The organism is Luteolibacter pohnpeiensis (genome assembly GCF_016595435.1).
GTDB classification, from domain to species: Bacteria; Verrucomicrobiota; Verrucomicrobiia; order Verrucomicrobiales; family Akkermansiaceae; genus Luteolibacter; species Luteolibacter pohnpeiensis.
This window is the reverse complement of the sequence record NZ_JAENIJ010000040.1, coordinates 1-26,342: the sequence shown is the minus strand read 5'-3', so window position 1 is coordinate 26,342 and position 26,342 is coordinate 1. Positions and strand designations below refer to the sequence as shown.

Below are 26,342 nucleotides of genomic sequence, written 5' to 3'. Positions count from 1 at the left end.
CGGAATCGATCGATCATGCGAAGAATACAAAAGGAGGGACTGCATGGAATTTTTGAATAATTTGAAAATCAAACATAGAGACATGGAAAACCACTGTCAGTGGCTATGCATAAACTCAATAATCCAGTTATAATCATTGCCAATAATCGATGTTTGAATGGGTTGCTGGTTCTTATGACAAAGGGACATGGATGGGTGTAGAAAACTTCGTGTTTTAGCAGGTTCAGATATGGGTTAGGCTGGCTAGGGCTTCGCTCCAGGGAGCTTCTTGGTAGAGCCAGCTGGTAGCCATCGCAAAAATCGAACGGTCCTCTGAGTGGCGGGATGGAAGACCTGGTTGATGAAGTTGCTAGCTTGTCGGTAGGGTTCACCTTCCCGGTCATGCGAGTTTTCTGTCGGCGCTGTTTCTTCATGATAATGGCACCACACCCAAAGTCGTCTACGCGCGCTCGGACGGCGATGGCAACAGCAACCGGCTTGAATCGATCACCTACCCGGGTGGACGGGAAATCACCCACCAGTATGGATCAAGCAACTCGATGAGTGACTGGCTTTCAAGGCTTGACACCGTCTATGATTCCACTAGTAGTTTTAGCGTGGCTGAGTATTCGTATATTGGCTCCGATACCACCGTGATGTCCATTGCGATGACGCTTTACGCGAGAACCGTAACCCCGGATGCATGGAATCAGATGGTGCGGATGGTGGATGCCAATGCGAGTGTTCCGGGCTCCTCCTCCTCGGGCAGCACGGCGACGATGGACGTGAGCTACGCCTATGACGGCTTATTCCGCCGGACACGCAAATCGTTTTCAGGGACCTCGCGGCCAAGTATCGATTACTACTGGAACGAGCAATGGAAATGCATTGAAGATCGCAACCCGTCGAACAGCTCGCTGAAGAACGAATACCTCTACGGCGGTCGCGGTCGCAACGATCTGGTCGCGCGGAACGCAATCAGCGGAGCAAGCGTGAACCGGAAATACGCGGTGTGCGACAACATGAGCAGCAAGGTATCGATCACGGACACCTCTGGAGTGATTGTCGAGCGCTACCGCTACGTCGCATTTGGCGGAGTGACGGTGCTGACGCCATCATTCAGCGTGCGGACAAGCAGCCTGTATAACTGGACAACGCTGTTCCACGGTGAAGACGCGGATCTTGAGACGGGTTGGTATAACTACGGCTACCGGTATTACCTCACCGAGCTGGGCAGATGGCCAAGCAGGGATCCGATTGAGGAAAGGGGTGGAATCAATCTTTATGGATTCGTGGGGAATAACGGGGTGAATTGGGTGGACGAATTAGGTTTATCGTTCAAAATTGAAACTAACGAAGTTGATGGGCAAATCATTGCAAATGGAAAACCGGCGGCAGGATCCACAGTTGCGACAACGTGGGACTTTGATCCCAATTCTAAAGATGATATACAGGAAAATAAAAATAAGTGCTGCGCCAAGGTGATCAAGGCAAAGGAATTTGTTGGCATTGTTACAGTCACCTTGTTAAAGGGAAGCGCTCTAGCCACAGTAGAAGAAATGCTCAAAAAGCAAGGTCTCGACTATAGCTATGTTAGAGCTCATGAAAACAGGCGAGCGACTTCCTACCAGAAAGCGTATGATGCTTACTATAAGGAAGTAAGTGGTAAGGGTAAATGGGTAACAGTTTGGGGGGAAGTTTGCTGTAAGAAACCAGGTGATGCCAAAAAAGTGCTGCAGAAATATCTCAATTCAGCACGAAATGGTGCGGATAAGCAGGCGATTCAATATTTATTAACAACAAACAGATTTTTGTCGCAGAATCGGACCACTTTAAACCTGTCAGTTCCAAATCCGCCTGCGTATATTCCTTCAGCTAGAGAGGTTTGTGACGGCGAAAATTAATTTCTCTTTTTGTATGAAATCTTGTTATTGTTTGGTCATGTTATTTTTATACGGATGCAATAGTTGTAGGTTAAGCTCAACGGGTGACAGCTTCGACAACAAGCAGCAGGTTGGGATTCCTAAACATACTATAGAATTGGATGATCACCGAGAAGAGCGATTGAGTAAGCTGGCTGAAATACAGGAGACGGGGAATTGGTATCTCGATACGGAAAGTTCAACTTCCCAAGACAAATAGAACCACGCCAATACAGCCAAAGGGATTGCCGGAGTTGTCATTGGGGTCAGGTGTCTCATTTTAACATTTCAAACCGTTAGATTTTGAATCCACGCTCCGCACCGCAAAGACATCCCGGCGGACTGGCACGCGCTCTGCGGGCCTCTGGGAACATGTGACTTCGTGTTGTAATGCGGAGTGCCCGTTTCGGTCGCAGGCTCCCTTCACTTCCCCCCGTCATGGTCCCTCCCCGCAAGCGGGGACCCCTCCATGCCGCCGCCACTTCGTAATGGATCGGTGTAGAATAATGGATCGGTGTAGAAAACTCCCTCGAATTTTTCCCGCTTCGAACCTGTTTCTTGGCTCTAGGATCAACGTAGCACGCTTCAGTCCGACAGGGTTTCACGACTTCAGAATTCCCCTCAAATCACGAAAAAATATACCCTATGACGCATTAAAACATTGACCTGGTAGGTGCCCCGAAAAATTGTAAGCGGTAAGCGGTAAGCGAAGCACCCCACCGAGTTCATAAACGCTGTAGGCATATCGGTTATGGCATTTATGATGCCGCCGTCCTTATGGGCTGTCCTTGCCGGTTCCAATTGCCCGGGAGTAGTCCGCCAAGATTGTGATTGGTGGTGGTTGGCAGGCGTTCTAGGACATCTTTGAAGTAGCCGTGCGGATCGATTCCATGGTGACGGCAATTGGCGATGAGGGTGAAGAAGATGGCGCTTTTCCAGCCGCTGTTTTCACGACCAATAAAGAGCCAGTTCTTCTTGCCGATGGCAGTTGGACGGATGGCGTTTTCGACGAGGTTGTTGTCGATCTCGACGCGTCCATCGAGGAGGTATAGACCAAGCCTTGGCCATAGTTCGAGGGTGTAGCGGATCGCCCTGCCCAAGCTGCTCTTGGGAAGGATGCCGCGCCGAGTTTCTAACAGACGGAAGATTTTCCCGAGCCGTTGATAAATGGGATGACCTTCGCTGGCGCGGGTGGCGGCTCGCAGGGCGGGTCCGGCTCGGGCCTTTCTGAGGCGCGATTCAATGGCGTAGAGGTGGCCGATCTGACGCAGGATGAATCCAACGAGCCGGGGCGATTGGTCGCGGGCATCAAAAAACTTGCGTCGCGCGTGGACCCAGCAGGCGGCAAGCTCGATGATTTGACCGCGGGCGGCAGCGGCTCTGCGATACGTTTCGTAGGCGGCGTAGCCGTCGCTTTGGAGGACGCCTTGGAAGGCGGCCGGGTGGCCAGTGTCACGGTGGTGGCAGAGGATTTCATCAAGGTGAAGGTGGGAGCGTCCCGGCCGCCAATCGTAGAGAAGGATGCCATCCGAACTACGATAAACCCAATAGTAGCCGGTTTTGGTTTTGCCATGGCTGGGTTCTTGGTAGCGGACGGGTGTTTGATGCTCCCCTCCGGTCGCACCCCTTCGGGGCACGTCGCGTTCGCTCCTGTCCATGTCGCTCCGCTCCATTCGTCGATTTGGAGATAGGAGGATTCCAACAGATGGCGTTTGAGGAGCTGGTAGAGCGGCATGAGCCGGTCTGCGGCGAGAGCTTCCCAGTTCATCATGGTTTGGCGCGGGATAGCGACGTCATGACGCTGGCGGAACAGGCTTTCTTGACGGTAAAGCGGCAGGGACCAGGCATACTTGTTGACGAGGATTTCGGCAATGAGGCCGGGGGTGGCGAGACAGCCGTCCTGCAGGCGGACGGGTAATGCGGCGATGACGGGGGGCGCAGCTTTAGCAGCGAGGCGGACGTATTTGCGCCGGATCAGGCGGCGGCGTAAAAACTTGCCGGGGCGGTAGTCGAGCTGCTCGCTGACTTCTTCGCCGATACAGCGCCAGGCTTGCGGACAGGCTTTGACCGGTTCGGGATCGAGGAAAATTTCTTCGACAGGAAGGTGTTCAGGGATGCGTGGTTTGCGGGATTGATCGGGACGGCGTTTGATGACTGCGAGTTCTTCAGCCGCCGGTGCGCCTCCGGCGACGGGTGGCTTTTTTAGCGCATCGGGATCTAACGAAAGTTCAAGCTGCCCAACATCGAGCTTTTCACTGCTGCTGCCGAAAAGTTTCCTTAAAACGAGGTCGAGCTTCTGGCTGAGAAGTTTATTTTCGAGTTCGAGCTGCGCGATGCGTTCGTCGCGACGGGCGATTTCATTCAAGAGTTGCTGCTCGCGTTCCGGGCTCATCTACTATGACGACAGTAGTAGCAAACGCCATGCCGCAGTAATCGGAAAGAAGGTGAATTTGGTGAGAATCACTCCCTTTCGTACCATGGGCGCAGGCAGCCGTTCTTCATATCGATGCCGTCCATGAGCAGCGACAAGGCTTCAGGCGCGAGCTTGAGTTTCGCCTTGTTGGGGTCAGTGACTTTGGGCCAGCTGAAGCTGCCTTTTTCAAGCCGCTTTGCTAAAACCCAAAGTCCACTTCCATCCCAATAAAGCAACTTCAGGCGGGTGCGGCTCTTGTTGGTGAAGGCGAAGACGGCACCCTGCATCGGATCTTCGCCGAGCCTTTCGCTCACCAGCGATTGCAGCCCGTTGAATGACTTCCTCATGTCGCACGGCTCTAGGGCAAGGAAGACACGGAGATTGCCAGCGAAGCTCAGCATGGACGCAGGGCGGTGATGAGTTCGACCGCCAGTGGAACCGAAACGCTGCCGGTGACGCGGATGGATAGTCCTCCAGGCAACAGGATTTCCACCAGAGCGGCCGGAGACGGGTCTTTCGAGGTCGGAGGCTCGATGGATTGCAGCAGATCCACCTCCGCCAAGGTCAGCTTCAGGGTTTCGTTGATGACCGGCTTCTCCACGGGATAGAGCCCTCGCTCGCGACGGCGTTTCTGAATCCAGTTGGCGAAAGTCTGATAGTTGATGCCATGCAGGCGGGCGAACTCCAATCCTTTCAGCCCGCTTTCATCAAATGCATTCAGCAAAGCCTCGCGATGCTCCTTTGATAGCGTAATTCGTCCCAGTGCGTCGGTCTTCAAGACCGTAGTCGTAAGTGCCATAGACATATAAAATATGACACTTAGGCACGATCGCATAGGGGGTGCAGGGCTTACCGCTTACGGAATTTCTACGCTCTGATTGTACTTTCGTGCCGCTGACATCGTATGCTGTAAGCGTGTTCCCAATTGTCTCCGGAAGAGCGTTTCAGAAGCAGTATCGTTGTTGTCATAAGCATATTGGATATGACGACAACGAACGAAGCACCTGTAAGGCGGTCGTGGTCGCAACGATCTGGTCGCTCGGAACGCAATCAGCGGAGCAAGTGTGAACCGGAAATACGCGGTGTGCGACAATATGAGCAGCAAGGTATCGATCACCGACATCTCTGGAGTGATCGTCGAGCGCTACCGCTACGTCGCGTTTGGTGGAGTGACGGTGCTGACACCATCATTCAGCGTGCGAACAAGCAGCCTGTATAACTGGACGATGATGTTCCACGGTGAAGACGCGGAGCTTGAGACGGTTTGGTATAACTACGGCTACTGGTATTACCTCACCGAGCTGGGAAGATGGCCAAGTAGGGATCCCATAGGGGAAAAGGGAGGGCTCAGTCTGTTCGCATTCGTGGGAAATGATGGAATCAACAGATACGATTATTTAGGCTTGAGTTTGTTCGGAGATGTCGATAAAGTGTGGGCTTCCTGGGGTGATAATACTATGCTTATGAAAGATTCTTGAGATAGACAGCAGTCTTGTAAAGTATTTAAGAAATGGTATGATAAGGAAAAAACAGAGACGGTAAATGGCTTCTCGATATTCCAAAATGTCCGGATAAATTATGTGAATGTAGTGATAACGGTCTAAACCTTCGGAGCCGAATCAGGACTTACACCCAAAAGCATAGAATTGCATAAGAAGTAAATCAAATAAAACAAAATCAGGGCAACAATGCTGTTATGAATCAGATGGTAATCTTATTACGGAAGGACAAGGCGCCGGCACGCCTGATTTCGTTGCACTCGAAATATCAGTTACTGAGCATTATTTGTCTGATGTCGAAGCATACATTTTTGCTGAGCATTGTGGGTCAGAGGCCATTGCTCAGTATCTGGAGCGCAGACCTCCCTCACAAGGAGGAGGTGAGTGTTAATTTTAGATTTTATGAAAAAAATACGTAAATCATTGATTTCATTATTAATGTTGTTATTATGTGGTTGCGCTAATACCAATCCTAGTCCAGCCTATAATTTGGAGTTAAATAAGGTTAAGGAATTTGTAAAGGTTGGGGATGATATATATAGCGCTAAAGAAAAATTAAAAAAAATCGGGAAAGATTGTTCTGAAGTTTATGATCCAACCGGTCTTGGTGATAATTTAATGATGATAGTTAATCATGAAAATCTCACCCCGACAGGAGGATTTCTGTACGCGGCTGGTATTAATGTTAATAACTCACTAATATCAACAGTCATAGAAGCAAATATGAATGGTGTTATAACCAGTATTGAATAAGGCGAAATCTGTATCAAGGTATATGGGCTATGTGAAGAACTGTGACAAAAGTGAACAGTGGCATCTGAAATTTATGAAACTCTAAGTTAAGAGTGGATCGATGTAGAAAACTTTGCGTTCTAGCAGATCTAGATATGGGTGAGACGGGCCAGGGCTTCGCTTCAGGGGCTTCTTGACAGAGCCAGCTGCGTAGCATCGAAAAAATCGAACGGTCGTCTGAGTGGCTCGCTGGAAAACTTGTTTGATGAAGCTATTCGCTTCCTAGTAGGGTTCGGCTTCGCGGTTCTTGAGTGTTTTTGTCGGCGGTGCTTTTTCCTGGTTTCTACTTCGTCACCGATTCCTTCTGCGCATTGGATGGCTTGTTCAAATAGCAGGGGCAGGTTGTGAGACAGACATTGAAATAGGGCTTCGACTTCTTTAGGTGTTACGGGTCGAATTATCATCGTACCTTGTGACCGGATTGTGGTCGTAGGATTTTGAGCGGATGACCGAGCTTTGATCGTAATTTCGTGCCGCTGGCATCGTAATTCTGGGGGTGGGTCATGATGGCCGTGGAGGCTCCGGGACGGGGCTCTGCCCCGGACCCCGGGATTTTTACGAGGCATGACCTCTTGCTCTTGAACGGGTGATTTTTACGACATGAAGGGCCGTGGCTGCGAGGGTGCGGCCACGGCCCTTGTTTTTTTTACGACACGTTCGGTCGCTGTCGATCCCGGTTATCCCTGGCTGGTTGCATCCCAGCAGAGCCAGCGTCCGTTTGGCCGGAAGAGTTTTGTTCTACGGTGCGGTGGCGGATTTGTGGTTGGAAGTGAGGATGGGTGGCTGGGGTTCGGACTGGGGATTGTGACGCCAGTGGGGCTGGAGGAGGACGGCGTTGACCTGTTTGAGATCGACGGTTTTGGTGCGGTCTCGGACGGCTTCGATGGGGAGGCCAGCACGGCTGCGTGGGTAACGGCGGAAAATGGTCGGGAACAGCCACCACCGGGTACGCTCCGGTTGCTCGTTTGCGTTTTTGCAGCCAGGTCGCAAAGGTCTGATATTTGAGGCCGTGATGGGCAGCGAATTGAGGGCCACTCATGCCGCTGTTTGCGAAAACGTCCACAAATGCGTTTCGTTGCACGGCATTGAAACACAAACAGCCCATTTGATCCTGACGGATCAACTCAAGATTCGTAGATGTGATATCCACAACGACTCTGACATCTACGAAATCACCGGAGCAATGGTAAGCACACGGTGTTTGGGACTACGTTTACGATTCGATCTTGTTTGTGACTAAATGGAAATGTTGTGGATTTTTAATACGGCTTGATTGAATTGTTAGATCCCAATGCAATCTGTTTCTGGATTCGGTTTGAAGTGATTGCGATGGTTTTGGATATTTGATCCGATATTGATGATGATTTATGAATGCTGCTTTTTGGTGATTTGAGGAATTTGAGTTCTTATATGGATTGATCCGGCTCACACTTATATCTCAATCGTTTATATGGTATCTGGGTAATGGTCTTTCTGAGTAATGGTCTTTTTATCCAGAAATGACGGTTGCGTGACGCAATTCCAGGGGATAATTGAGGCCACCGCGTGCCGGGTTCCATGAACTCCTTCAGGTAACGTGTGAGCAACCGTATGAATCATTTTCATGGATAAGCCGTTACCTATTCTTACTGAATCCCCTACAGCCAAGCCCGGCAAAATGTTCATCCCGATCCTTGCCTGGCTGATGGGGTTCACCTCGCTCTCAACAGATGTTTATCTGCCAGCCATGCCAACGATGCAGTCCGACTTGCACGGAAATGTGGAGCTAACAGTAACTGGATTTCTGATTGGATTTGCAGCCGCTCAAATTTTTTGGGGGCCATTCAGTGATCGGTATGGTCGCAAGCTGCCGTTAGCGATCGGATTGATCTTATTCGTTATCGGTTCAATGGGTTGTGCCCTATCCAATACCATGATTGCTATTGTGAGTTGGCGTATTATTCAAGCGTTTGGCGCTTGCACCGGTCCGATGATCGCACGAGCCATGGTGCGCGACACTTTTGCTAAAACGGAAGCTGCTAGAGTGCTATCTGGCTTGATGATTTTGATGGCGATTGCTCCCATTGTGGGGCCTTTGTTGGGTGGGCAGATTCTGGTCTATTCAACCTGGCATGCCATTTTCTGGTTTTTGGGAATTGTTGGCACGATCATGTTTTTTTCGCAATTTTTACTGCCTGAAACTCATCCGCTCCAGAGGCGATCGGATCATTCGATCGGTCAGGCATTTCGCAACTATCTGCATTTGCTTGGTAACGCACGCTTCATGCGATATACGCTTTGTGTGACATTTTTTTATGTCGCAGTTTTCGCATTCATCGCGGGATCACCGGCAGTCTATATCCGTTATTTCCACGTATCGGAACAAAACTATGGTTGGTTGTTTGCAGTGAATGTCGTCGGACTGATGGGCTTCAGCATGTTGAACCGCAAATTGGTAACATTGTTCAACCTGGATTATATCCTGCGCATATCGACGTTGATTTCGATGACGTCCGCAATCGTTTTGTTGATCATGGTATTGCTCAACTTTGGAGGATTGTTAGCTGTCGTCATCGGGATCTTTTTCTTCTTTGCGATGAATGGTTTTATCGCCGCTTGCTCCACGGCCGCGGCCTTGGACGATGTGCCGGAAATTGCGGGTGCTGCATCTGCTCTGCTTGGTAGCCTGCAGTATGGCAGTGGCATTGTTTCGACATTGTTGCTTTCGTTTTTCGGCAATGAAACACCGGTTACCATGAGCTGGATCATCGCGATTTTCACGACCCTTGCCGCATTGTTGATGAAGCCATGGCTATGGAATCGCAACCGACGCCTTGCTGCCTGATTTGAAAATAGCCCTCCGCATCCAGTTGAATGCTTTCCGCAGCAAAATTGGGATAGTTACACCAGAAGTAGGTGATGGAGTCTGCCGAGTGAGCTCATTCACTCGTTATGAAAACCAGGCCACTCGGAAAGAATGGTCTTGGATCGTGCCAATTCAGAATTCGCCAATGGCCACCGATATCTGTCCATTTTCATGAGGAACAGAATCGAGGTATCCCGTGCGGTAAAATGGTGCGGCTTTAGTGGCCTTGAGGTTTCTCGCGCGGATCCCACTCGCGGCGGGTGCGGGAGCGGACCGATAGAATCACCGGAACTCCGGGGGCTGGGTGAGCTTCGCGGAATCGATTCACCAAGTATTGCTCGTAACTTGCGGCCATGAGGCGTTTGTCGTTGACGAACAGGACAATGGTCGGGACGGGGATCACGCTGTAGCGCTCATTGAGTGCGGCGGTGGCGTAGTAAAGTTTCAGCCTGCGGCGCAGTTTGCGATCGATCGGCGGAATGGTTGCCTCGAATGCGGCTTGCAGGATCCGGTTCAGTTTGCCGGTGCTCGGGACGTCCTGGGCGGTTTTGCGAATCTTCAACGCTTCCTTGAGCACGTGCTCAACGGCGGTTCCATTTTTCGCGGAGCAGGCGACGAATGGGGCGTAGGAGAGGAAGAAGAGTTCGCGTTTGACGTGCGCGGTCGCTTGCTCGACGCGGGCTTTCCGCGGGGCATCCGGATGGAAAAGATCGAATTTGTTAAGGACGATCAGGCACGGCTTTTTCTCGTCCATGATCAATTGGGCGATCTTGCGATCCTGCGCGGTGATGCCAGCGGCCAGGTCGATGACGAGAACGCAGAGATCGGAGCGGCGGACGGCTTTCTCGGTGCGGATCGCGGAGAAGACCTCGACGGAGTTGTCGCGCTTACCGCGAGGTCTGAGGCCAGCGGTATCGATCAGCGTGAAGTTTTCGCCTTGGAATGAGTATGGCAAATCGACGGCATCCCGGGTGGTGCCGGCGATGTTGGAGACGATGGTGCGCTCGTCGTGAAGGATCGCGTTGATCAAGGAGGATTTGCCGGCATTTGGTTTGCCGACGATGGCCAGCTTGATGCCGACGGCTTCCGCTTCCACGGCGACTTCTTCGGTTTCGGCAGCCAATGGTGAAATGACTTCTTCGATCGCGTCGAGCAGGTGGCCCATGTTGCGGCCGTGCTCGGCAGAAACAAAGATGGGCTCTTGAAATCCGAGCCGGGCGAAATCGGAGAGTGATGACTCGTGTTTGTCGTCGTCCACTTTGTTCAGCACGAGGCGGACGGGTGGCTTGGCCTTGCGGAGTTTTTGGGCGAGCGCCTGATCGATCGCGGTGAGGCCGTCGTGTGCGTCGACCACGAAGAGAATGAGATCGGCGGTTTGCATGGCGATATCCGCCTCGATGGCGACTTGTTCGCCAAAGCCATCGTCCAGGGTGGCGCCGATGCCGCCGGTGTCGATCAGGGTGCAGGGAGTGCTGGTCAATTCCGATGGCGCGGAAATCCGGTCACGCGTGACTCCGGGCTGATCGTGAACGATCGCGATCTTTCTTCCGGCGAGGCGGTTGAAGAGGGCGGATTTGCCCACATTGGGGCGTCCTACGATGGCGACGGTGGGCATGGGACGATAAAAGGCCGAAGTGTGATATTACTCAAAGAAAAACCCCGCCTTTTCAGGCGGGGTTGTTACGAACGGGGATGGCGGAGCGGACGGGACTCGAACCCGCGACCTCCAACGTGACAGGCTGGCGCTCTAACCAACTGAGCTACCGCTCCATGTCCCGCTCGGGTGCGCGGAAGCTAAGGAGTGAATCGGGTCTCTGCAACACCTTTTTTGCTGTTTTTTGATTTTTTTTCAGAGGCCCGATTTCCGTCGTAAAAGTGATCCATTTTCTAACAGATTCCGCGTTTTTTCATTGCATTAGGAGAGCGTTTCGGTAGCGGCCTCCAGCGATGCCAAATCCTCGATCGAATGGACGGTGACGTCTTTATCGATCTTGCCAACCAAGCCGGCGACGACCTTTCCGGGGCCGAGCTCAAGGAAGTTGCGGTGTCCGTCTGCGATGAGTTTGCGGATCGATTCGGTCCAGCGCACGGAGCCGGTGACTTGCTTTTCCAGCGTGGTGCGGATGTCGGCTGGATCGGAAACCGTGGAAGCGGAGTAGTTGGCGACCACTGGAATCGCGGGCGGTTGGATGGAGACGCCTGCAAGTTCGGCTGCGAGCTGGTCCTGCGCGCTTTGCATCAGGCGGGAATGGTAAGCTCCGGCGACATTCAGTTTGATCGCTCTGCGGATGCCGTAGTCTTTTGCCTGTGCAATGGCGGCCTCAATGCCAGCGGTGGTGCCGGAAAGTACGATTTGTCCCGGTGCGTTGAAATTGGCGACGTCGACATCGGCTGCTTTCGCCAAAGCGGCGACCTTATCTTCATCACCGCCGATCAGAGCTGCCATCGCGCCTTCGGTTGCGAGGCAAGCCTGCTCCATGAATTCTCCGCGGCGGGCGACGAGCTTCAGGCCGTCTTCGAACGAAAATGTTCCAGCGGCGGCGTGCGCGGTGAATTCTCCCAGAGAAAGTCCGGCGGCGGCGACCGGGGTCAGATTCGGCAGTCGCTCTTTAATTAGAGCGAGCGCGATCAGTCCATGGAGGTAGAGTGCGGGTTGGCAGCGCGAGGTTTTGGTGAGTTCTTCGTCCGGTCCATCGAACATGATGTCGGTGAGGGAATAGCCAAGGGTGAGATCGGCCTGATGGGCGAGATCACGCGCGGTGGCGGATGACTCGACCCAGTCTTTTGCCATGCCGACTTTTTGTGCGCCTTGGCCGGAGAAGAGGATAACAATATTGCTCATGCTTTACTTGGTGGGTGTGTAGATAAAGGGGGGCTTGGAGTTGGGCGGGCGGTTATGGCTCGATTGCGCGGATTTTCAAGTTCCGGAACGAGCAGGCGTCGCCGTGATCGGTCAGCATGATGTGGCCGCTGATTTTTTCGGCAAAATCTTTTTGGTCCTTGAACTTGCTCTTGGAAATGGCGGCCTTCAGCTCATCGCTGCCGAGAGTGTAGGAGACGACTTTTTTGCCGTTGAGCCAATGTTCGACCTGATTGCCGCGGACGATGATCCGCGATTGATTCCACTCGCCGACAGGTTTGAGCGTTTTATCAGCGGCGGGTGGGATGATGTCGTAAAGGGCTGCGGTTTGGCGATCGGTTCCGAGTTTCCCGTCCGGGTGGACTGCGTCATCCAGCATTTGGTATTCGGGGCCGGGAGCGGACGGGCGTTTTTCGGTGACGAGGTATTTAATGCCGTTGTTGCCTCCGGGGGTGATGGACCATTCCCAGCTGAGTTCGAAATCGGTGAACTCATCGGTTGTGATGATGCTGCCGCCGGGGATCATCGCCAATTTTTTGAGAATGCCGTCCTCGATTTTCCAGCCCGGCCCGGGTGGTTTTTCGCTGCCGTAGATTCTCCAGTTTTTTAGGTCCTTGCCGTTGAACAGCAACTTCCAGCCAGCCTTTTTCTCCGCAGTGGAGAGTTGGTTGATGCTTTCCGCAGGGAGCAACATCATGGAGGCAGCGAAGAGCAGGACGGTATGAGTCAAGATTTTGCGCATGCTCTAGTGATCGGGCGTTGAGTCCGAGTTGTCACGTCGTTTGTCTTGCACTGGCAGTTTGTCAGAAGTCGGAAAATGAGCGAGTCTCCGCAGTGTCGAAGATGAAATTGCTGCCCCCCGCGTTGGTATTTTCCCTGATTTTTACTCTGACGGGGTGCCAGACCATCGAGTTCTACCGCCAGGCGATAGGTGGTCAGATTGAGATTCTCACGAAAAGCAGGCCGACCGAAAAGGTTTTGGCTGACCCAGCGGTGGCCGAAAAAGTGAAGGTCAAGCTGAGGGAGGTGGAGCAAATCCGCGAGTTCGCCTCCACGTCATTGTCGCTTCCGGGCGATGAAAGTTACGGGAAATATGCGGATCTCGGCCGAGAATATGTCAGCTGGGTTTTGTATGCGGCGCCGGAATTTTCGCTGAAACCGAAGACCTGGTGGTATCCGACCTTAGGGGAACTTGATTACCGCGGCTATTTCCGTGCCGAAGATTCAAACCAATTGGCCGAAAAACTCCGGGCTGAAGGGTATGACGTTTGCGTGGGGGGCGTGGATGCTTACTCCACCCTCGGCTGGTTTCACGATCCGGTTCTGAACACCTTTGTGGCCTATTCGGATGTGGATTTGGCCGAGTTGATCTTTCATGAGCTGACGCACCGGAAGCTTTTCCGCAATGGCGATACGGATTTCAACGAGTCGCTGGCAAATGCGGTTTCTGAAATCGGGGTGCAGCGCTGGTTGGCGGCAAATCATCGGGATGCCGATTTGAAAAAATACCGGGAACGGCTGGTGAAACGGCAGGAATTTTACGCGCAGATCGAAATCGCACGCGGTGCTTTGGAAAAGCTTTACGCCTCCGGGATTCCGCCAGAGCAAATGCGTGAGCGTAAAAAAGCGATTCTCGCCGACCTGCAGCAGGCATTTCGTGACTTGCGCAAGCGCTGGGGTGGGCGAGGGCTCGAAGGCTGGCTGAAAGAGGACATCAACAATGCCCATCTGGTTTCTTTAATCACCTATCAAGAGCATGTGCCCGCGTTCAAGCAGCTGTTGGAGGAATGCGGTGGAGACCTGGATGTATTTTTCAAGAAAGCCAAAGACCTGAAGTTCTCCGAACCGTGAAATTCCGGGACTTGCAGAAATGCTGGCTGCGGGCTATTTGAAGGACAACAATGAGCACCGAATCTCCACAAATCACCGCCTACCTGAAAACCTTTTGCGGCTGGAGCGAAGGCGTCCGGGCGATCATGCGCAAATACAACCTGTCGTTTGAGGAAAAGGACATCATCAAAAATCCAGCATTCCGTTGGGAAATGGAACAACGCAGCGGGCAGCCGCTCTCTCCTTGCGTCGAAATCGATGGCACCATGCTTGCGGACGTGAGCGGCGAGGAAGTCGAGCAGTGGCTCGTCTCAAACGGATATGTCCAGCAAAGTGAAAAACCTGCGGACGCTCCAATCGACTCCGCTTGCACCGATGAGCAGCATGCGGCGATGGCGCGCGGCAATTTCAAGGTGCCCGGCACGATCAAATTCCTCGATTGATTTCCCTGATGGGTGCTTTCGGTGAAAATTTCTCAGACAAACCCTGATCCCGGAGGCATTCTCCAGTAGATGGCGCAGGGAAACCGCAAACTTTGGAAAGAGTGGCTGGCCGAGAACGGTCCCAGATTGCTGCTCTTTGCCCGTGGCTGGAGCAACTGCCAGCACGATGCCGAGGATCTCGTCCAAGAGGCGATCCTGCGCATGTGGAATTATCAGTCCGACAAGGGCGAAGGTCCGCCGGATTTGCCATTGGCATTTTCGACCATTCGCTTTTGCGGACTGAATCACCACCGCAGTGAATCGCGCCGCAAAAAGCGCGAAGAATCGGTGATCTATTTGAACGACTTCCAGGACGTGTGGCTCGATCCGGTTCTGGAAGACGATGAAGAAGCGGAATTGCTGCGCGATGCCGTGCAAAATCTCAGCGAAAAGCTGCGCGAGGTGGTGGTGATGAAAAGTTGGGGTGGCCTGACATTCGCCCAGATTTCGGAGGCTTTGGCCATTTCGCCGAATACCGCCGCATCGCGGTATCGGTATGCTTTAGAACAACTTGCGCATGAATTGCGCCGATTGAAGGAGGTCCGTCATGCAAGCGCCTGAATCCATTGAAGAAACATTGGCTCGGTTAATGCCTAGCGCGTTGAGCGTTAGCGGGCAGGAAGCGATTGAGCAGATGTTCGACGAACTCATGGGGCCTGAAGAGCCCGAGATTGAAGAAATTTCGTCTCAATCCGTCACCAGGAAATCTGCGGCACGTCGGGCTGCGATCCCGATCGGAATGGCAGCCGCGCTGGCAGCGCTAGCCGTGATTTCTTTCAGAAACGATGTGCAGTCGGATCAGGTATCGATCTTCCAAAAATCGATCAGCACCGTGCCAGCAGGAATGGTGGTGGTCGGTGAGGAAGACCGCATTGAGAACATGACTGACGAGGGGTGGATGTCGGATTCCGATGGAACGACCATGCAAGCCGTGCGGATGCGTGTGGTGCAGGAAAACACCGTTCGCGATGAAGAATCGGGGATGGTTTTCCAACTCACCGAGCCGCGTGAGGAAATGGTGCTCATCCCAGTTAACAGCTTTTGATCATGCTTTATCGCATTTTAGGTCTGTATGGGTTGGCGATCGCTTCCATTGCCTTGGCGGAAGAACCGCAAGTCGACCCAACGCCGAATCCGGATCCAGCGCCGACCTCAGAGACGGCCAAGCCGACTCCTGGATTTCCAATTCCATTGCCTCCAGAATCGACCGGCCAGCCATGGCTTGGCGTGAATTTGGGCAAGCCCGATCCAACGGTTACTGCTCACATCCCGACTCTCCCGCCCGGGATCGGCATGATTGTTGAGTCGGTGGTTCCCGGCAGCCCCGCAGAGGCAGCCGGATTGGCTTCGCCGGATCTGCTGTGGAAACTCGGGGATCAGATGCTCGTCAACTATGGCCAGTTGGTCACTTTGTTGCGTCTTTCCAAGCCGGGTGATGAGGTGACCCTGTCGATTTTCCGCGCCGGGATTCCCATGGAGATCAAACTGGTTCTCGGCGAGGCACCGCCACCGCGAAAAGGATTCAATGCCGAGCTGGCAGAGCGGATTTTGATGCCGGATGAGAAAAGTCCGGTCCGGATGGTGAAATTTGATTCTCAGAGTGCGATTTTCTCCGATGAAGACTCGGGTAAGGCCGTGGTTAGCCGGGAAGGGGAGGCTTACAAAGTCGTGATTACGGATCCGGAAGGAAAAGTGATTTATGATGGCGCATTCCCGGAAGATCGTGAAGCCGCTGGGATTCCGAAGATGTGGTTGCATCGAATCTACGTGTTGCGGAGAGGCCTGGAGCGCGCTTTGGAGAACGAAATGGTCCCGGTCAGACCACCTCGTCCTAGGGTCATTCCGCCAGATTCAACTACGAAGTAATGAGGTTTTCGACAGGAAGCCTTGCGTTTTAGTGCTCTGGTTTGCATCTTCCGCCTCATGCATCCTGATGTTGCGAAGCTGGTTGAAGCCGGTCGCATTCCAAAACCTGTCGGCGAAAGGCTATCTCAATTAGCCCCCGGAAATTTCTGTCTCCACAAATCTTTCGGCGCCGGAAAGGTGGTCGAATGGGATCTGCCTTCTAAAAAAGTCACCATAGATTTCGAAAAGTCTCCTGGCCAGACGATGGAACTGCAGTTCGCGTTCCAACGTACGGAATGGATTCCGGCAGACGATTTCCGCGCCAAGAAAATTGAGCAAAGAGAGGAACTCCACGTTGCCTCACAAAATGACCCCGTCGGAATGGTGGTCCATTTGCTGGAAAGTCATGGCGGTAGCATGACGGTTGATGCGCTGGAGAAAGAACTCTCCGGCACCGTGATCCCTGAGAAGAGCTTCAAAAAATGGTGGGACACCACCAAGAAAGCCCTGCGGGAAAGCCGTCGTGTCGTTGTTCCCGCGAAGCGTACGGAAGCTCTGGTTCTGCGTTCGACCGATGTGAGCCCGGCAGATTCCCTGATCGCCGATTTTGAAGCGTCGAAGGATATCAAAGGCATGATCCGTGCGCTGGAAGCCATCGCTGCGGACATTGGCGCCTTTGAGGCCGATAGCACACCGCTGAAAAATCTCCTCAACGACATCGATGAAGGCGCCAAAAAAGCTGCCCGCGTCCAGTTGGGCCAGGCGCTGCAATTGGTCGCCGCCCGTGACGAGGTGATTGGTTCATCCAAGGCCCTCGAACTCGATCCGACCGCGGTCCGCCTTTCAGATCTGGTTCTCACCGCAGATGCTGAAAAGCTGGCGGAAGACATCGGAACCCTTCCTTCCGGTCGCCAGCGCGCGATCTTCGAAGCATTCCCCACCGCATTCGGAGAAGAATGGGTGGAAAAAATGGTGCTCGTTTTCGACCGTGTCGGTGCCCGTGGTGTCACGGAAATCGCCCGTATTCTGGCAGACCGCACCGAGCTGGAAGCCCTGGAAAATCATCTTCGTTCCGCACTTGCGCGCCGTGCTCTCGGACCAGACGCCTTGATCTGGGTCTGCCGTGAACGCCGTTCCACCGCCTCCGAAGTGTTCGGCGCGGATGTGGGAGCATCGATTCTCAATCTGCTCGAGAACGACCACCTTTCGGATGGACCTCGCAAAACCTCACGTCTGCAAACTCTGCTGAACGACGACAAGACCCTGCTTGTCGACTTGGTGGAAATCATGGACGTGAACGAGTCACGGAATTTTGCCCGCCGCTTGCTGGATTGCCCGGTGTTTGGCGATCTTGAGAAGAAATCGCTGATGGCTCGCATCATCAAGGCCCGCCCTGAAACCGCAGAGCTGGTCAGTGGCGAAAGCGGTCGCAAAAAAGAAGAAGCCCTCGTGGTTTCCTGGGAAAGTCTTGAGCGCAAAAAAGCTGAACTGGATGATATGATCCGGGTCCGCATCCCGCAAAACACGAAAGACATCTCCATCGCCCGCTCCTACGGTGACCTTCGCGAAAACTTCGAATACAAATCCGCGAAGGACCTGCAAAAAGTCCTCATGCGCCGCAAGGGCGAGCTGGAGCGGGACATTGGTCGCGCCCGGGGAACGGACTTCAAAGGGTCCGATGCCAGCTCGATCAATATCGGTACGATTGTCACCTTGGTCGATGAATCTGGCCAGGAAGTTGAAATGACCGTCCTTGGTGCCTGGGATTCGTTCCCGGACAAGAAAATCGTTTCCTACCTCTCCGAAGTGGGTAAATCACTCGTCGGCCGGGTCCCGGGTGATGCGGTTCGTGTCCGCGACACCACCACCGAGGCGATGCAGACGCTGACCATCCGCTCGATTCGCCCATACAATCCTTGATCGGCTATCGCCAAATCTCCACTCCCTACTACCACACTTATGGACTACACCACCATTGTTGAAATCCGCGGTCGCGAAATCATCGATTCGCGCGGCAACCCTACCGTCGAAGTTGATGTGCAACTTGAAGGCGGAGCAATCGGCCGCGCGGCGGTTCCTTCCGGCGCATCGACCGGTGAAAATGAAGCTGTCGAACTGCGCGATGGCGACAAGTCACGCTACCTCGGCAAAGGCGTCCTGAAAGCCGTTGAAAACGTAAACTCCAAGCTCGCTCCTGCCCTGCTTGGCTACGACGCAACCGAACAAGCTGCAATCGACGCAGCCATGCTTGCTCTCGATGGCACCTCCACCAAAAAGGAAATGGGTGCCAACGCCATCCTCGGCGTTTCGATGGCAGTTGCCAAAGCCGCAGCAGCCCAGCTCGGCATGCCGCTCTACAAATACCTCGGTGGACCCAACGCAAAGGTGCTGCCAGTGCCAATGATGAACATCATCAACGGCGGTTCCCACTCCGATGCACCGATCGACTTCCAGGAGTTCATGATCGTGCCAATCGGTGCTCCGACTTTCCGTGAGTCGCTTCGCTACGGTGCGGAAGTTTTCCACAACCTGAAAAAGGTTCTTCACGACCGCGGTCTTTCCACCGCTGTGGGTGACGAAGGTGGATTTGCTCCGAAGCTGGATAGCGCGGACGATGCACTCGGCGTGATCTGCCAGGCCATCGAGAAAGCTGGCTACAAAGTCGGTGAAGACATCTCGATCGCCCTCGACGTTGCTTCCTCCGAGTTCTACGACAAGTCCAAGGGTGCTTACGTATTCCACAAGTCCGACAACTCCGTGAAAAGCGCTGCCGAATTGGTCGACTACTACATGGCTCTTCAAGCCAAGTATCCGATCATCTCGATCGAAGACGGTTGCGACGAAAACGACTGGGATGGCTGGAAAATCCTCACCGAGAAGATGGGTGCCAAAACCCAGCTCGTCGGCGACGACCTCTTCGTCACCAACGTCGATTTCCTCTCCAAGGGCATCAAGCTCGGCGTGGCAAACTCGATCCTGGTCAAGGTCAACCAAATCGGTTCCCTCACCGAAACGTTCGACGCTGTCGAACTGGCGAAGGAAAACGCTTACACCGCCGTTCTCAGCCATCGCTCCGGTGAGACCGAAGACAGCACCATCGCTGACCTTGCGGTTGCAACCAACTGCGGCCAAATCAAGACTGGCTCGATGAGCCGCTCGGACAGAATCGCGAAATACAACCAACTCCTCCGCATCGAGGAAGAGCTTGGCGACGACGCAGTCTTCGGCATCAAGAAGCTGAAGGTTCTCGGCTGATTTCTGTTCACAAACTGAACTGAATTTCGCAACGGCGGATTCCATTTTTTGGAGTCCGCCGTTTTTTGTGGCGGGAACTCAGTCGTTTTTCGGCAGCAGATCCTTCAGGCGATCTTCATCACCTTTCCATCGGTCCACCACGCCCTTCTGTTGCACCTGAATCGAATCTCCCGGGCGCAACTCAATGTTCTTGTGATGCAGCTTGTTGAAATCGAGGCAGTATTCCTTTCCATCGCGCAGCAGCATCAGATTGCGCCCGCCGAAGTCGTTGCGTCCGCCGACGGCATCGAGCGCCTGAATCACGGTCATGCCCTGATGAAATGCAGCTTCGCCAGCGCGCCGGACTTGGCCGCCGACCGAAATGCGTGCTTCACTTTGTTGGCTGCTGCCTTGCACGGTTTCGATTTCCACCGCGGGCCGGGTGTAAATGCCGGCGTCGATGTACGCTTTTTCAACAGCACGGCCAAATTCCTCCGGCGAGAGGCCTCCGGCTTGAACGAGATCCTTCAAAAGCGGCAACCGAACTTTGCCGCTTTCGCCGATCCGGTAATTTCCGGAAACCTCCTCCTGCTCCTTGGTGCTGACACCTCGCAGTGTGAGATGGATTTGCTCGCCTGGCTCCAGGCCTGCAATCGCAGTTCCGGCCAGAATGAAAAGCAGCGATAGCGGGCTCAGATGGGAAATGGGAGATGTCATAAGGATTGATGATGAATTCACTTTGTGGCGCAAAGTGAATATTGGCAATTTTAAAATGATCAGCTGGGAGCGGTGGATGAAGCTGATTGAAATCAGCGCACAAATCTCGGCACTGGCATTGACGTGAGAGGCGGCTCCAGTTGAACTTGCTGTCCGCCGAAGTGCGGAATTGCCAATGGATTACCAAGCGAAAATTGCCCGCAACGTCGCTGCCATCCCGCGCTCCGGGATCCGTGACTTTTTTGAACTCGTGCAGGGCAGGGAGGATGTGATTTCACTCGGCGTTGGAGAGCCGGACTTCACGACCCCCTGGCATATTCGCGAAGCGGCGATCTATTCGCTGGAGAAAGGCCAGACGACCTACACCTCGAATCTCGGGCTGCTTTCGCTGCGGAAATCGATCTCACGCTACGTCGGCGATTTCTTCGATGTCGCCTACGACCCTGCCGGTGAAATTCTGGTAACCGTCGGGGTTTCAGAGGCGATCGACATCGCTCTGCGCGCTCTGCTGAATCCGGGCGACGAGGTGATCTATCACGAGCCCTGCTACGTTTCTTACAGCCCAAGCATCGCAATGGCCCACGGCGTGGGCGTGGCGGTGGAAACGACGAAGGAGGACGGATTTTCGCTGAAGCCGGAAAAGCTCGCGGCTGCCATCACTCCGAGAACCCGTGTGGTGTTCCTGAATTTCCCGACCAATCCGACTGGTGCGGTGGCGACTTTGGAGGATTTGCAAGGGATCGCAAAGCTGGCCATCGAGCACGATTTGATCGTTCTGACGGATGAGATTTACAGCGAGCTGCGATACGATGGGGTGAAGCATGTGTCCATTGCCTCACTGCCTGGAATGAAGGAGCGGACGATCCTCCTGCACGGATTTTCCAAAGCATTTGCCATGACCGGCTTCCGTTTGGGCTACGCTTGCGCACCGCAGCCGATCATCGAGGCGATGATGAAAATCCACCAGTATTCGATGCTTTGCGCTCCGATCATGAGCCAGAATGCGGCGGTGGAAGCCCTCGAAAATGGTGCACCCGCGGTTGAAGAAATGCGCGCCAGCTACCATCAGCGGCGTGACTTTCTGGTGAAACGGCTCAATGAGATCGGCCTGGAATGTCACACGCCGGGTGGTGCGTTTTACGTTTTCCCGGATATCCGCAGCACCGGTCTTTCCAGTAAGGACTTCGCGATGAAACTGTTGGAGGCGGAGAATGTCGCAGCCGTTCCCGGCAATGCGTTCGGCCCATCCGGGGAAGGATTTCTGCGCTGTTGTTATGCGACGGCATTTGATGACATCCGCACGGCAACCGACCGGATGGAGCGGTTCCTCAGCCGCCTCTGATCCCGCATGAAAACCAATCCGCCCGCCAACCATGATACCCTGACTCGTGCCCATGTGGTGCCGTTCGCGGTGTTCATGGGCTTTTTGATCGTACTCCAGATTTTCTCCAGCCTGGTGGAGTGGAAGCACCCTGCGGCTCCGTGGTGGCGGCAGGATCCGGCGCAATTGATCTACCCGATCCAAACCTTGGTGACTCTTGGCGCGCTGATTTACTACCGCCGCTATTTCAAATTCGACTGGTCACCGAAATGGATCGTGGCGGGGATTCTTTTCGGAGCGGTGGGGATCGGCTTCTGGCTGCTCCCGACGACGCTTTATGATGCCTGGGGTTTGACCGGGAAAACCGATGGCTGGATGAAATGGCTCGGGGTGGCTGAACGAAAAGATGGTTTCAATCCCGGTATATTCCATCATCCCGCCGCTTACTGGACCTCGCTGATCATGCGATTTTTCCGCGCGGCGGTGATTGTCGCCCTGGTGGAGGAAATTTTTTGGCGCGGCTTTTTGATGCGATTTGTGTGCGATTGGGAGGGAAACTATTGGAAGCAACCATTCGGACGGGCCACCTGGCGGTCCTACCTGATCGTGACCGGGCTTTTCATCCTGGCCCACGCTCCTGTCGATTACGCCGGCGCGCTGGTTTATGGCAGCCTGACCTACTTGCTTTGCGTCTGGAGTAAAAGCCTTGGTGCGTGCGTCATGATGCATGCGACCGCCAATTTCCTGATGGGCTGGTATGCCATGGCCTATGGAAAATTCGGGCTTTGGTGACGTTGGCAAGGCGATCTGAAAGCGTAAAGCGCGGTCAGTGGCCACCTTTGCGATAGGAATACTCGTCAAATTTCACCGGCTCGCCCGAGAAACGAGGGTCCTTGGTGGCTTTCAAATAGCTGACCAGCTGGCTGCGAAGTTCCTCGACCGTGGTGGCATAGTCCGGATCGGAAGCCAGATTGACGAGTTGGTCGGGATCCTTGAAGCTGTCGTAAAGTTCAACGGCAGGTCGTTTTGCAAAGCAGAGCTGATAGAACAAGCTGTTCGATGAAGCGGTGTCCATGATGGCGAATTTGGTCGGACCGTCATCACAATCACTGAAACTGCCCATCGGATGAGTGGAGCCTTGTGGGACGCCGGCTGGCCAGCGATCCGGCTGAAGATTCAGAATCAAGAGCCAGTGATCGGTCCGCAGGGCGCGTGATGGATAGCCGATGATGGATGGCTTGGCTTGGGCCGTGGTATGACGTTCGCGGCCGTAGACGATCTGGTTCCGGTCGATCTCAACGCGCCCTTCTTTTCCGGATTCGAGCATGGGGAGTAGTGATTTACCGGTCATGTCTTCCGGCACATTCACGTCAGCTGCCGCCAGGAAAGTGGGGGCAAGATCGGTGAATGACACAAAGTCGCTGATGACGCGACGCGGTTTGACTTTGGCTCCCCATCGGATGGCAAGAGGAACCCGCGTCCCCCAGTCGTAGAGGTTTGCCTTGCAGCGTGGGAAAGGCATGCCGTGATCGCCGGACATGACGATGATGGTGTTTTCGAGTTCACCTGATTCTTCGAGTGCCTTGATCGCTTTGCCGACGTCCGAGTCCCACCGCTGCGATTCATCATAATAATCGGCGATGTCACTGCGAACGGGATCGGTATTCGGCAAAAAGCCTGGGACCTTGATTTGATCGACCGGAATGCCGTCCTTGCGCCCGCTGCCTTCTTGGTATGGCCGGTGAGGATCCGGCGTGCCAAACCAGAAGCAGAACGGTTTGGATGAGTCGTGCTTTTTGAGAAATGTGGAGAAGTCGGATTCCGGACCGCATGGGTGGGTTGTGTATCCGCCCTCCTTGAAATCACCCGGCCCCCAGGCTTTCCGCCAGTGGCCGATGTCATAGCCTGCGGCTTGGAGCAAATACATGAAGTTGGGAAACTTCTTGTTCAGGGTGCCGTGCAGATTCGCACCTTCCTCGAGCCGATAGAATTGCTGGCCTGTTAGAATCGCGTTGCGTGATGGGGTGCAGGATGGGCAGGAAACATACGCGTTCTCAAATAAGACACCTTCATTCGCAAGCCGATCAAAGGTCGGCGTCTGGATCACCTGATCGCCATAAACCCCGGCATGCGGCCAACCCCAATCGTCGGCCAAGCAAAACAGAATGTTCGGGCGATCGGATTTTTCGCTCTCTGCAGCAAGATTCGGCAAACTTAACGCCAGAAGTCCAAGAATCAGGAAACCATGCTTGAGCCGGGAGAGCGGGGCGAAGTGTCGTGTGATCATAAATGCGAAATGGGCCGTTTTATCTATACTGGCCATTGGGCATTTTCTGTCAATGAAGCTGGCATTCGCGATTCACCCGCGAAAGCCAGGATACCAGGGCTCCTGGATCTACGATGAAAACCGTAGTTGATGCTGCGCCATGTTGATCGAATCGATCACTCGACGTTCTGAACCTGCTCGCGGATTTTTTCCAACTCGGTTTTGGCTTCGACCACGGACTGGGCGATCTGGGCGTCGTTTGCTTTTGAGGCGATCGTGTTGAATTCGCGGAACAACTCCTGGCATAAGAAATCCAGCGGGCGGCCGGGCGGCTCCGGCGCATCCAGATATTCTTTGAACTTGGCAAAGTGGGAATCGAGTCTCGTCAGTTCCTCCGTGATGTCACAACGGTCCGCGTAAATGGCGAGCTCCTTCAGAAGTCGTTCGTCGTCCAGGTTCAGTTCCAGATTGGCATCGCGAAGCCGTTTTTGCAGCACTTCAAGCTGACGTGCCGGGCGGGCCGGAGCTTCCGCCGCGATCTTTTCTGCCAGGCGGATGAGCTCGCTCAATCGGGTCAGCAAATCCGCTTTGAGATCCTCGCCTTCGCGGGCACGCATGGCGGCGAGGTTTTGCAGTGCTTCTTCGAGCGCGGGTTCGATCGCGCCCCAGCAAGCCTCGGGATCCATGCCGGATTTGCGGGTCAAAATGAAATCAGGCTGGCGCAGGAGATCCGATGCCGTCGGCAGGAGCGGGCGACCGAGGCGATTCCCGAGCTCGGTGAAGGCGGCTTCGAGCGATTGCGCGAGTTGGCTGTTGAGCTCAATCTCGGTGGCTTCGCTGGTGGTGTTTTCCAGATTGATCGACACTTGAATCCGGCCACGCGAAAGGACGGCGAGGATTTGCTTGCGAATGCGGGCGTCCAATTCGTTCAGCTCACGCGGTGCCTGGATCACGACCTCCGCCTGCTTGCGGTTCACGGTGGTGATTTCAACATTGGCGTGCCAAAGAGTGGTGGACGCGCTGCCACGCCCGAAGCCGGTCATCGAATGCATAGCCAGATCATGAACATCTCAGGCCAGACGTCCAACATTGAACATTGATCGGATCGAAATGCAGTCTGATGATTCGCGCATGTCGAAGGTGTTGGTCGGATTGTCGGGCGGAGTGGATAGCTCTGTCGCGGCGGCGTTGTTGCTTGAGCAAGGGCATGAAGTCGTTGCTGGCTACATGAAGAACTGGGTAAATGCGGAAGGCATCCCCGGGGACTGCCCGTGGGAGCAAGACATCGAAGACGCCCATGCCGTGGCAAAAACGCTGGGTATCGAATTCCGCGTGATCGATTTGATCGATTCCTACAAAGACCGCATCGTCGACTATCTGGTGGAAGGCTACCGCTCCGGCATCACGCCCAATCCAGATGTCTGGTGCAACCGGGAGATGAAATTCGGCGTGTTCCTCGACTATGCACTGTCTCAAGGGTTCGAGTTTGTCGGCACCGGCCACTACGCCCGCAGGCGTACATTGGCCGATGGTTCTGCTGCGATTCTTCGCGGCGCAGACCCTAACAAGGACCAAAGCTATTTTCTTTCGCTGATGACTCAATGGCAGGCGGCACACGCACTTTTTCCAACGGGCGAAATGCTCAAACCGGAAGTGCGACAAGCTGCCAGGCGCTTCAACCTTCCCGTCGCGGAAAAAAAAGACAGCCAGGGGATTTGCTTCCTGGGCCAGGTAAAGATGAGCGATTTCCTGCGTCATTACGTGGACGACTCACCAGGGCCGATCGTCGATACGCAAGGCCGTGTGATGGGGGAGCATCGCGGGTTGCATCTCTACACGCTCGGTCAGCGCAAGGGGCACGGCGTGGCATCACCCAGAGATGGCATGGCCTACGTCGTGGTTGGGAAAAATCCTGATCGCAACGAATTGATCGTCGGCTGGGATTTGCCGGAAACCGAGGGACTGTATGTCCGCGAGTGCGCGGTCGGAACCGTTTCTGCCCTGAATGAACCATTCGATGGCAAACGGCTGGTCGATGCGCAACCGCGCTATCGGGCCAAGGCGGAACCTGCCGTGCTGGAACCCATCGATGACGGAAAAGTCCGATTGAGCTTTCAAAAGCCGCAGCGCGCGATCGTTCCCGGGCAGATCTGCGCCTTCTACGATGGTGGGCGTATGCTCGGCGGTGGTGTGTTTGAGAGCGTTTGTTAGAAGCTCTCGCCGCGTTATCGGCAAAGCGACATAGACCGATTGCCAGAACTCATTTCCGATTGAGATTGGGAAGTGAGCATACGGAGCTCACGGTTCGCGGTTGATCGAGAAGCGTTTGGAGTGAAG

Annotated in this window: 24 protein-coding genes, 1 tRNA gene and 1 pseudogene; 14 read left to right on the top strand and 12 right to left on the bottom strand. The window is 54.1% G+C overall.

The window, feature by feature from the left end:
- Window positions 1-539 precede the first annotated feature (539 nt).
- Complete coding sequence (locus JIN85_RS17705; RefSeq protein WP_200273296.1) at window positions 540-1,883, top strand: RHS repeat-associated core domain-containing protein; 1,344 nt, start codon at window positions 540-542, stop codon at window positions 1,881-1,883.
- Window positions 1,884-2,659: 776 nt separating this feature from the next.
- Here JIN85_RS17705 and tnpC read toward each other — a convergent pair.
- The 4 genes and pseudogenes from tnpC to tnpA form a co-directional block, all read right to left on the bottom strand.
- The gene (gene tnpC / locus JIN85_RS21705) at window positions 2,660-3,559 is read right to left on the bottom strand and encodes an IS66 family transposase (RefSeq protein WP_267906687.1); all 900 of its coding nucleotides are present in this window, start codon (window positions 3,557-3,559) and stop codon (window positions 2,660-2,662) included.
- Between the two features lie 74 nt (window positions 3,560-3,633).
- A pseudogene (locus JIN85_RS21700) lies at window positions 3,634-4,293 on the bottom strand (transposase domain-containing protein); the annotation flags it as partial.
- Window positions 4,294-4,361: 68 nt separating this feature from the next.
- Window positions 4,362-4,715: an IS66 family insertion sequence element accessory protein TnpB gene (gene tnpB / locus JIN85_RS17690; RefSeq protein ID WP_200273294.1), complete on the bottom strand. Its 354-nt coding sequence runs from the start codon at window positions 4,713-4,715 to the stop codon at window positions 4,362-4,364.
- Window positions 4,709-5,119 carry an IS66 family insertion sequence element accessory protein TnpA gene (tnpA, locus tag JIN85_RS17685; protein WP_200273293.1) on the bottom strand — a complete coding sequence of 137 codons (411 nt, stop codon included), beginning with the start codon at window positions 5,117-5,119 and terminating at the stop codon, window positions 4,709-4,711. The genes tnpB and tnpA overlap by 7 nt, the downstream gene beginning before the upstream one ends.
- 289 nt (window positions 5,120-5,408) lie before the next feature.
- Between tnpA and JIN85_RS17680 the strand changes: the two genes are divergently transcribed.
- Window positions 5,409-5,792, top strand: a complete 384-nt coding sequence (locus tag JIN85_RS17680) for an RHS repeat protein (protein ID WP_200273292.1) — start codon at window positions 5,409-5,411, stop codon at window positions 5,790-5,792.
- Window positions 5,793-6,215: 423 nt separating this feature from the next.
- The gene (locus JIN85_RS17675; protein WP_200273291.1) at window positions 6,216-6,566 is read left to right on the top strand and encodes a hypothetical protein; all 351 of its coding nucleotides are present in this window, start codon (window positions 6,216-6,218) and stop codon (window positions 6,564-6,566) included.
- A gap of 685 nt (window positions 6,567-7,251) precedes the next feature.
- Here JIN85_RS17675 and JIN85_RS22350 read toward each other — a convergent pair.
- Entirely contained in the window at window positions 7,252-7,644 is a 393-nt protein-coding gene (locus JIN85_RS22350) for a hypothetical protein (protein ID WP_425494636.1), read from the bottom strand.
- A 564-nt stretch (window positions 7,645-8,208) separates the two neighbouring features.
- Between JIN85_RS22350 and JIN85_RS17665 the strand changes: the two genes are divergently transcribed.
- Window positions 8,209-9,429, top strand: coding sequence for a multidrug effflux MFS transporter (locus tag JIN85_RS17665; protein WP_200273289.1), 1,221 nt, complete (start codon window positions 8,209-8,211; stop codon window positions 9,427-9,429).
- Window positions 9,430-9,667: 238 nt separating this feature from the next.
- On the opposite strand, the gene der is transcribed toward JIN85_RS17665, so the two are convergent.
- From der to JIN85_RS17645, 4 genes are all read right to left on the bottom strand, one after another.
- Entirely contained in the window at window positions 9,668-11,065 is a 1,398-nt protein-coding gene (der, locus tag JIN85_RS17660) for a ribosome biogenesis GTPase Der (RefSeq protein ID WP_200273288.1), read from the bottom strand.
- A gap of 78 nt (window positions 11,066-11,143) precedes the next feature.
- Window positions 11,144-11,220: transfer RNA gene (locus JIN85_RS17655), tRNA-Asp, on the bottom strand.
- A gap of 145 nt (window positions 11,221-11,365) precedes the next feature.
- A complete protein-coding gene (gene fabD, locus JIN85_RS17650) occupies window positions 11,366-12,292 on the bottom strand; it encodes an ACP S-malonyltransferase (RefSeq protein WP_200273287.1) in 927 nt (308 codons plus the stop codon).
- A gap of 52 nt (window positions 12,293-12,344) precedes the next feature.
- Complete coding sequence (locus JIN85_RS17645; protein WP_200273286.1) at window positions 12,345-13,040, bottom strand: 3-keto-disaccharide hydrolase; 696 nt, start codon at window positions 13,038-13,040, stop codon at window positions 12,345-12,347.
- A gap of 113 nt (window positions 13,041-13,153) precedes the next feature.
- Here JIN85_RS17645 and JIN85_RS17640 point away from each other — a divergent pair, with 113 nt between their 5' ends.
- The 7 genes from JIN85_RS17640 to eno all read left to right on the top strand — a co-directional run bounded on the left by JIN85_RS17640 (window position 13,154) and on the right by eno (window position 19,722).
- Window positions 13,154-14,161, top strand: coding sequence for an aminopeptidase (locus JIN85_RS17640; protein WP_200273285.1), 1,008 nt, complete (start codon window positions 13,154-13,156; stop codon window positions 14,159-14,161).
- 50 nt (window positions 14,162-14,211) lie between these two features.
- Window positions 14,212-14,583 (top strand): glutaredoxin family protein, encoded by a 372-nt coding sequence (locus JIN85_RS17635; protein WP_200273284.1) that lies wholly within the window; start codon window positions 14,212-14,214, stop codon window positions 14,581-14,583.
- A gap of 69 nt (window positions 14,584-14,652) precedes the next feature.
- Complete coding sequence (locus JIN85_RS17630) at window positions 14,653-15,183, top strand: RNA polymerase sigma factor (protein WP_200273283.1); 531 nt, start codon at window positions 14,653-14,655, stop codon at window positions 15,181-15,183.
- A 28-nt stretch (window positions 15,184-15,211) separates the two neighbouring features.
- Window positions 15,212-15,667, top strand: coding sequence for a hypothetical protein (locus tag JIN85_RS17625; RefSeq protein WP_200273282.1), 456 nt, complete (start codon window positions 15,212-15,214; stop codon window positions 15,665-15,667).
- 2 nt (window positions 15,668-15,669) lie between these two features.
- Window positions 15,670-16,488: a PDZ domain-containing protein gene (locus JIN85_RS17620; RefSeq protein WP_200273281.1), complete on the top strand. Its 819-nt coding sequence runs from the start codon at window positions 15,670-15,672 to the stop codon at window positions 16,486-16,488.
- A 57-nt stretch (window positions 16,489-16,545) separates the two neighbouring features.
- Window positions 16,546-18,387, top strand: coding sequence for a GreA/GreB family elongation factor (locus JIN85_RS17615; RefSeq protein ID WP_200273279.1), 1,842 nt, complete (start codon window positions 16,546-16,548; stop codon window positions 18,385-18,387).
- A 39-nt stretch (window positions 18,388-18,426) separates the two neighbouring features.
- Entirely contained in the window at window positions 18,427-19,722 is a 1,296-nt protein-coding gene (gene eno / locus JIN85_RS17610) for a phosphopyruvate hydratase (protein ID WP_200273277.1), read from the top strand.
- Window positions 19,723-19,800: 78 nt separating this feature from the next.
- On the opposite strand, the gene JIN85_RS17605 is transcribed toward eno, so the two are convergent.
- Window positions 19,801-20,418, bottom strand: coding sequence for a polysaccharide biosynthesis/export family protein (locus tag JIN85_RS17605; RefSeq protein ID WP_200273275.1), 618 nt, complete (start codon window positions 20,416-20,418; stop codon window positions 19,801-19,803).
- Between the two features lie 175 nt (window positions 20,419-20,593).
- Here JIN85_RS17605 and JIN85_RS17600 point away from each other — a divergent pair, with 175 nt between their 5' ends.
- Together JIN85_RS17600 and JIN85_RS17595 are read left to right on the top strand one after the other, a co-directional pair.
- Window positions 20,594-21,760, top strand: a complete 1,167-nt coding sequence (locus tag JIN85_RS17600; RefSeq protein ID WP_200273273.1) for an aminotransferase class I/II-fold pyridoxal phosphate-dependent enzyme — start codon at window positions 20,594-20,596, stop codon at window positions 21,758-21,760.
- 6 nt (window positions 21,761-21,766) lie between these two features.
- Entirely contained in the window at window positions 21,767-22,531 is a 765-nt protein-coding gene (locus tag JIN85_RS17595; protein ID WP_200273271.1) for a CAAX prenyl protease-related protein, read from the top strand.
- Window positions 22,532-22,565: 34 nt separating this feature from the next.
- Here the strand turns inward: JIN85_RS17595 and JIN85_RS17590 are convergent, their stop codons facing one another.
- Together JIN85_RS17590 and JIN85_RS17585 are read right to left on the bottom strand one after the other, a co-directional pair.
- Window positions 22,566-24,026, bottom strand: a complete 1,461-nt coding sequence (locus tag JIN85_RS17590; protein ID WP_200273269.1) for a sulfatase family protein — start codon at window positions 24,024-24,026, stop codon at window positions 22,566-22,568.
- Window positions 24,027-24,181: 155 nt separating this feature from the next.
- Entirely contained in the window at window positions 24,182-25,048 is an 867-nt protein-coding gene (locus tag JIN85_RS17585) for a YicC/YloC family endoribonuclease (protein ID WP_234047497.1), read from the bottom strand.
- Between the two features lie 67 nt (window positions 25,049-25,115).
- Between JIN85_RS17585 and mnmA the strand changes: the two genes are divergently transcribed.
- Window positions 25,116-26,216 carry a tRNA 2-thiouridine(34) synthase MnmA gene (mnmA, locus tag JIN85_RS17580; RefSeq protein WP_325109817.1) on the top strand — a complete coding sequence of 367 codons (1,101 nt, stop codon included), beginning with the start codon at window positions 25,116-25,118 and terminating at the stop codon, window positions 26,214-26,216.
- Window positions 26,217-26,342 lie beyond the last annotated feature (126 nt).

Excerpts from the sequence above, each read along its gene's own strand:
- eno (WP_200273277.1), top strand. The coding sequence starts at position 18,427 with ATGGACTACACCACCATTGTTGAAATCCGCGGTCGCGAAATCATCGAT.
- JIN85_RS17680 (WP_200273292.1), top strand. The coding sequence starts at position 5,409 with ATGAGCAGCAAGGTATCGATCACCGACATCTCTGGAGTGATCGTCGAG.
- JIN85_RS17665 (WP_200273289.1), top strand. The coding sequence starts at position 8,209 with ATGGATAAGCCGTTACCTATTCTTACTGAATCCCCTACAGCCAAGCCC.
- JIN85_RS17585 (WP_234047497.1), bottom strand. The coding sequence starts at position 25,048 with ATGACCGGCTTCGGGCGTGGCAGCGCGTCCACCACTCTTTGGCACGCC.
- tnpB (WP_200273294.1), bottom strand. The coding sequence starts at position 4,715 with ATGCTGAGCTTCGCTGGCAATCTCCGTGTCTTCCTTGCCCTAGAGCCG.
- JIN85_RS17600 (WP_200273273.1), top strand. The coding sequence starts at position 20,594 with ATGGATTACCAAGCGAAAATTGCCCGCAACGTCGCTGCCATCCCGCGC.
- JIN85_RS22350 (WP_425494636.1), bottom strand. The coding sequence starts at position 7,644 with ATGAGTGGCCCTCAATTCGCTGCCCATCACGGCCTCAAATATCAGACC.
- JIN85_RS17595 (WP_200273271.1), top strand. The coding sequence starts at position 21,767 with ATGAAAACCAATCCGCCCGCCAACCATGATACCCTGACTCGTGCCCAT.
- JIN85_RS17640 (WP_200273285.1), top strand. The coding sequence starts at position 13,154 with ATGAAATTGCTGCCCCCCGCGTTGGTATTTTCCCTGATTTTTACTCTG.
- tnpA (WP_200273293.1), bottom strand. The coding sequence starts at position 5,119 with ATGTCTATGGCACTTACGACTACGGTCTTGAAGACCGACGCACTGGGA.
- JIN85_RS17620 (WP_200273281.1), top strand. The coding sequence starts at position 15,670 with ATGCTTTATCGCATTTTAGGTCTGTATGGGTTGGCGATCGCTTCCATT.
- JIN85_RS17675 (WP_200273291.1), top strand. The coding sequence starts at position 6,216 with ATGAAAAAAATACGTAAATCATTGATTTCATTATTAATGTTGTTATTA.
- JIN85_RS17635 (WP_200273284.1), top strand. The coding sequence starts at position 14,212 with ATGAGCACCGAATCTCCACAAATCACCGCCTACCTGAAAACCTTTTGC.
- JIN85_RS17590 (WP_200273269.1), bottom strand. The coding sequence starts at position 24,026 with ATGATCACACGACACTTCGCCCCGCTCTCCCGGCTCAAGCATGGTTTC.
- der (WP_200273288.1), bottom strand. The coding sequence starts at position 11,065 with ATGCCCACCGTCGCCATCGTAGGACGCCCCAATGTGGGCAAATCCGCC.
- fabD (WP_200273287.1), bottom strand. The coding sequence starts at position 12,292 with ATGAGCAATATTGTTATCCTCTTCTCCGGCCAAGGCGCACAAAAAGTC.
- JIN85_RS17705 (WP_200273296.1), top strand. The coding sequence starts at position 540 with ATGAGTGACTGGCTTTCAAGGCTTGACACCGTCTATGATTCCACTAGT.
- mnmA (WP_325109817.1), top strand. The coding sequence starts at position 25,116 with ATGCAGTCTGATGATTCGCGCATGTCGAAGGTGTTGGTCGGATTGTCG.
- JIN85_RS17605 (WP_200273275.1), bottom strand. The coding sequence starts at position 20,418 with ATGACATCTCCCATTTCCCATCTGAGCCCGCTATCGCTGCTTTTCATT.
- JIN85_RS17630 (WP_200273283.1), top strand. The coding sequence starts at position 14,653 with ATGGCGCAGGGAAACCGCAAACTTTGGAAAGAGTGGCTGGCCGAGAAC.
- JIN85_RS17625 (WP_200273282.1), top strand. The coding sequence starts at position 15,212 with ATGCCTAGCGCGTTGAGCGTTAGCGGGCAGGAAGCGATTGAGCAGATG.
- tnpC (WP_267906687.1), bottom strand. The coding sequence starts at position 3,559 with ATGGACAGGAGCGAACGCGACGTGCCCCGAAGGGGTGCGACCGGAGGG.
- JIN85_RS17615 (WP_200273279.1), top strand. The coding sequence starts at position 16,546 with ATGCATCCTGATGTTGCGAAGCTGGTTGAAGCCGGTCGCATTCCAAAA.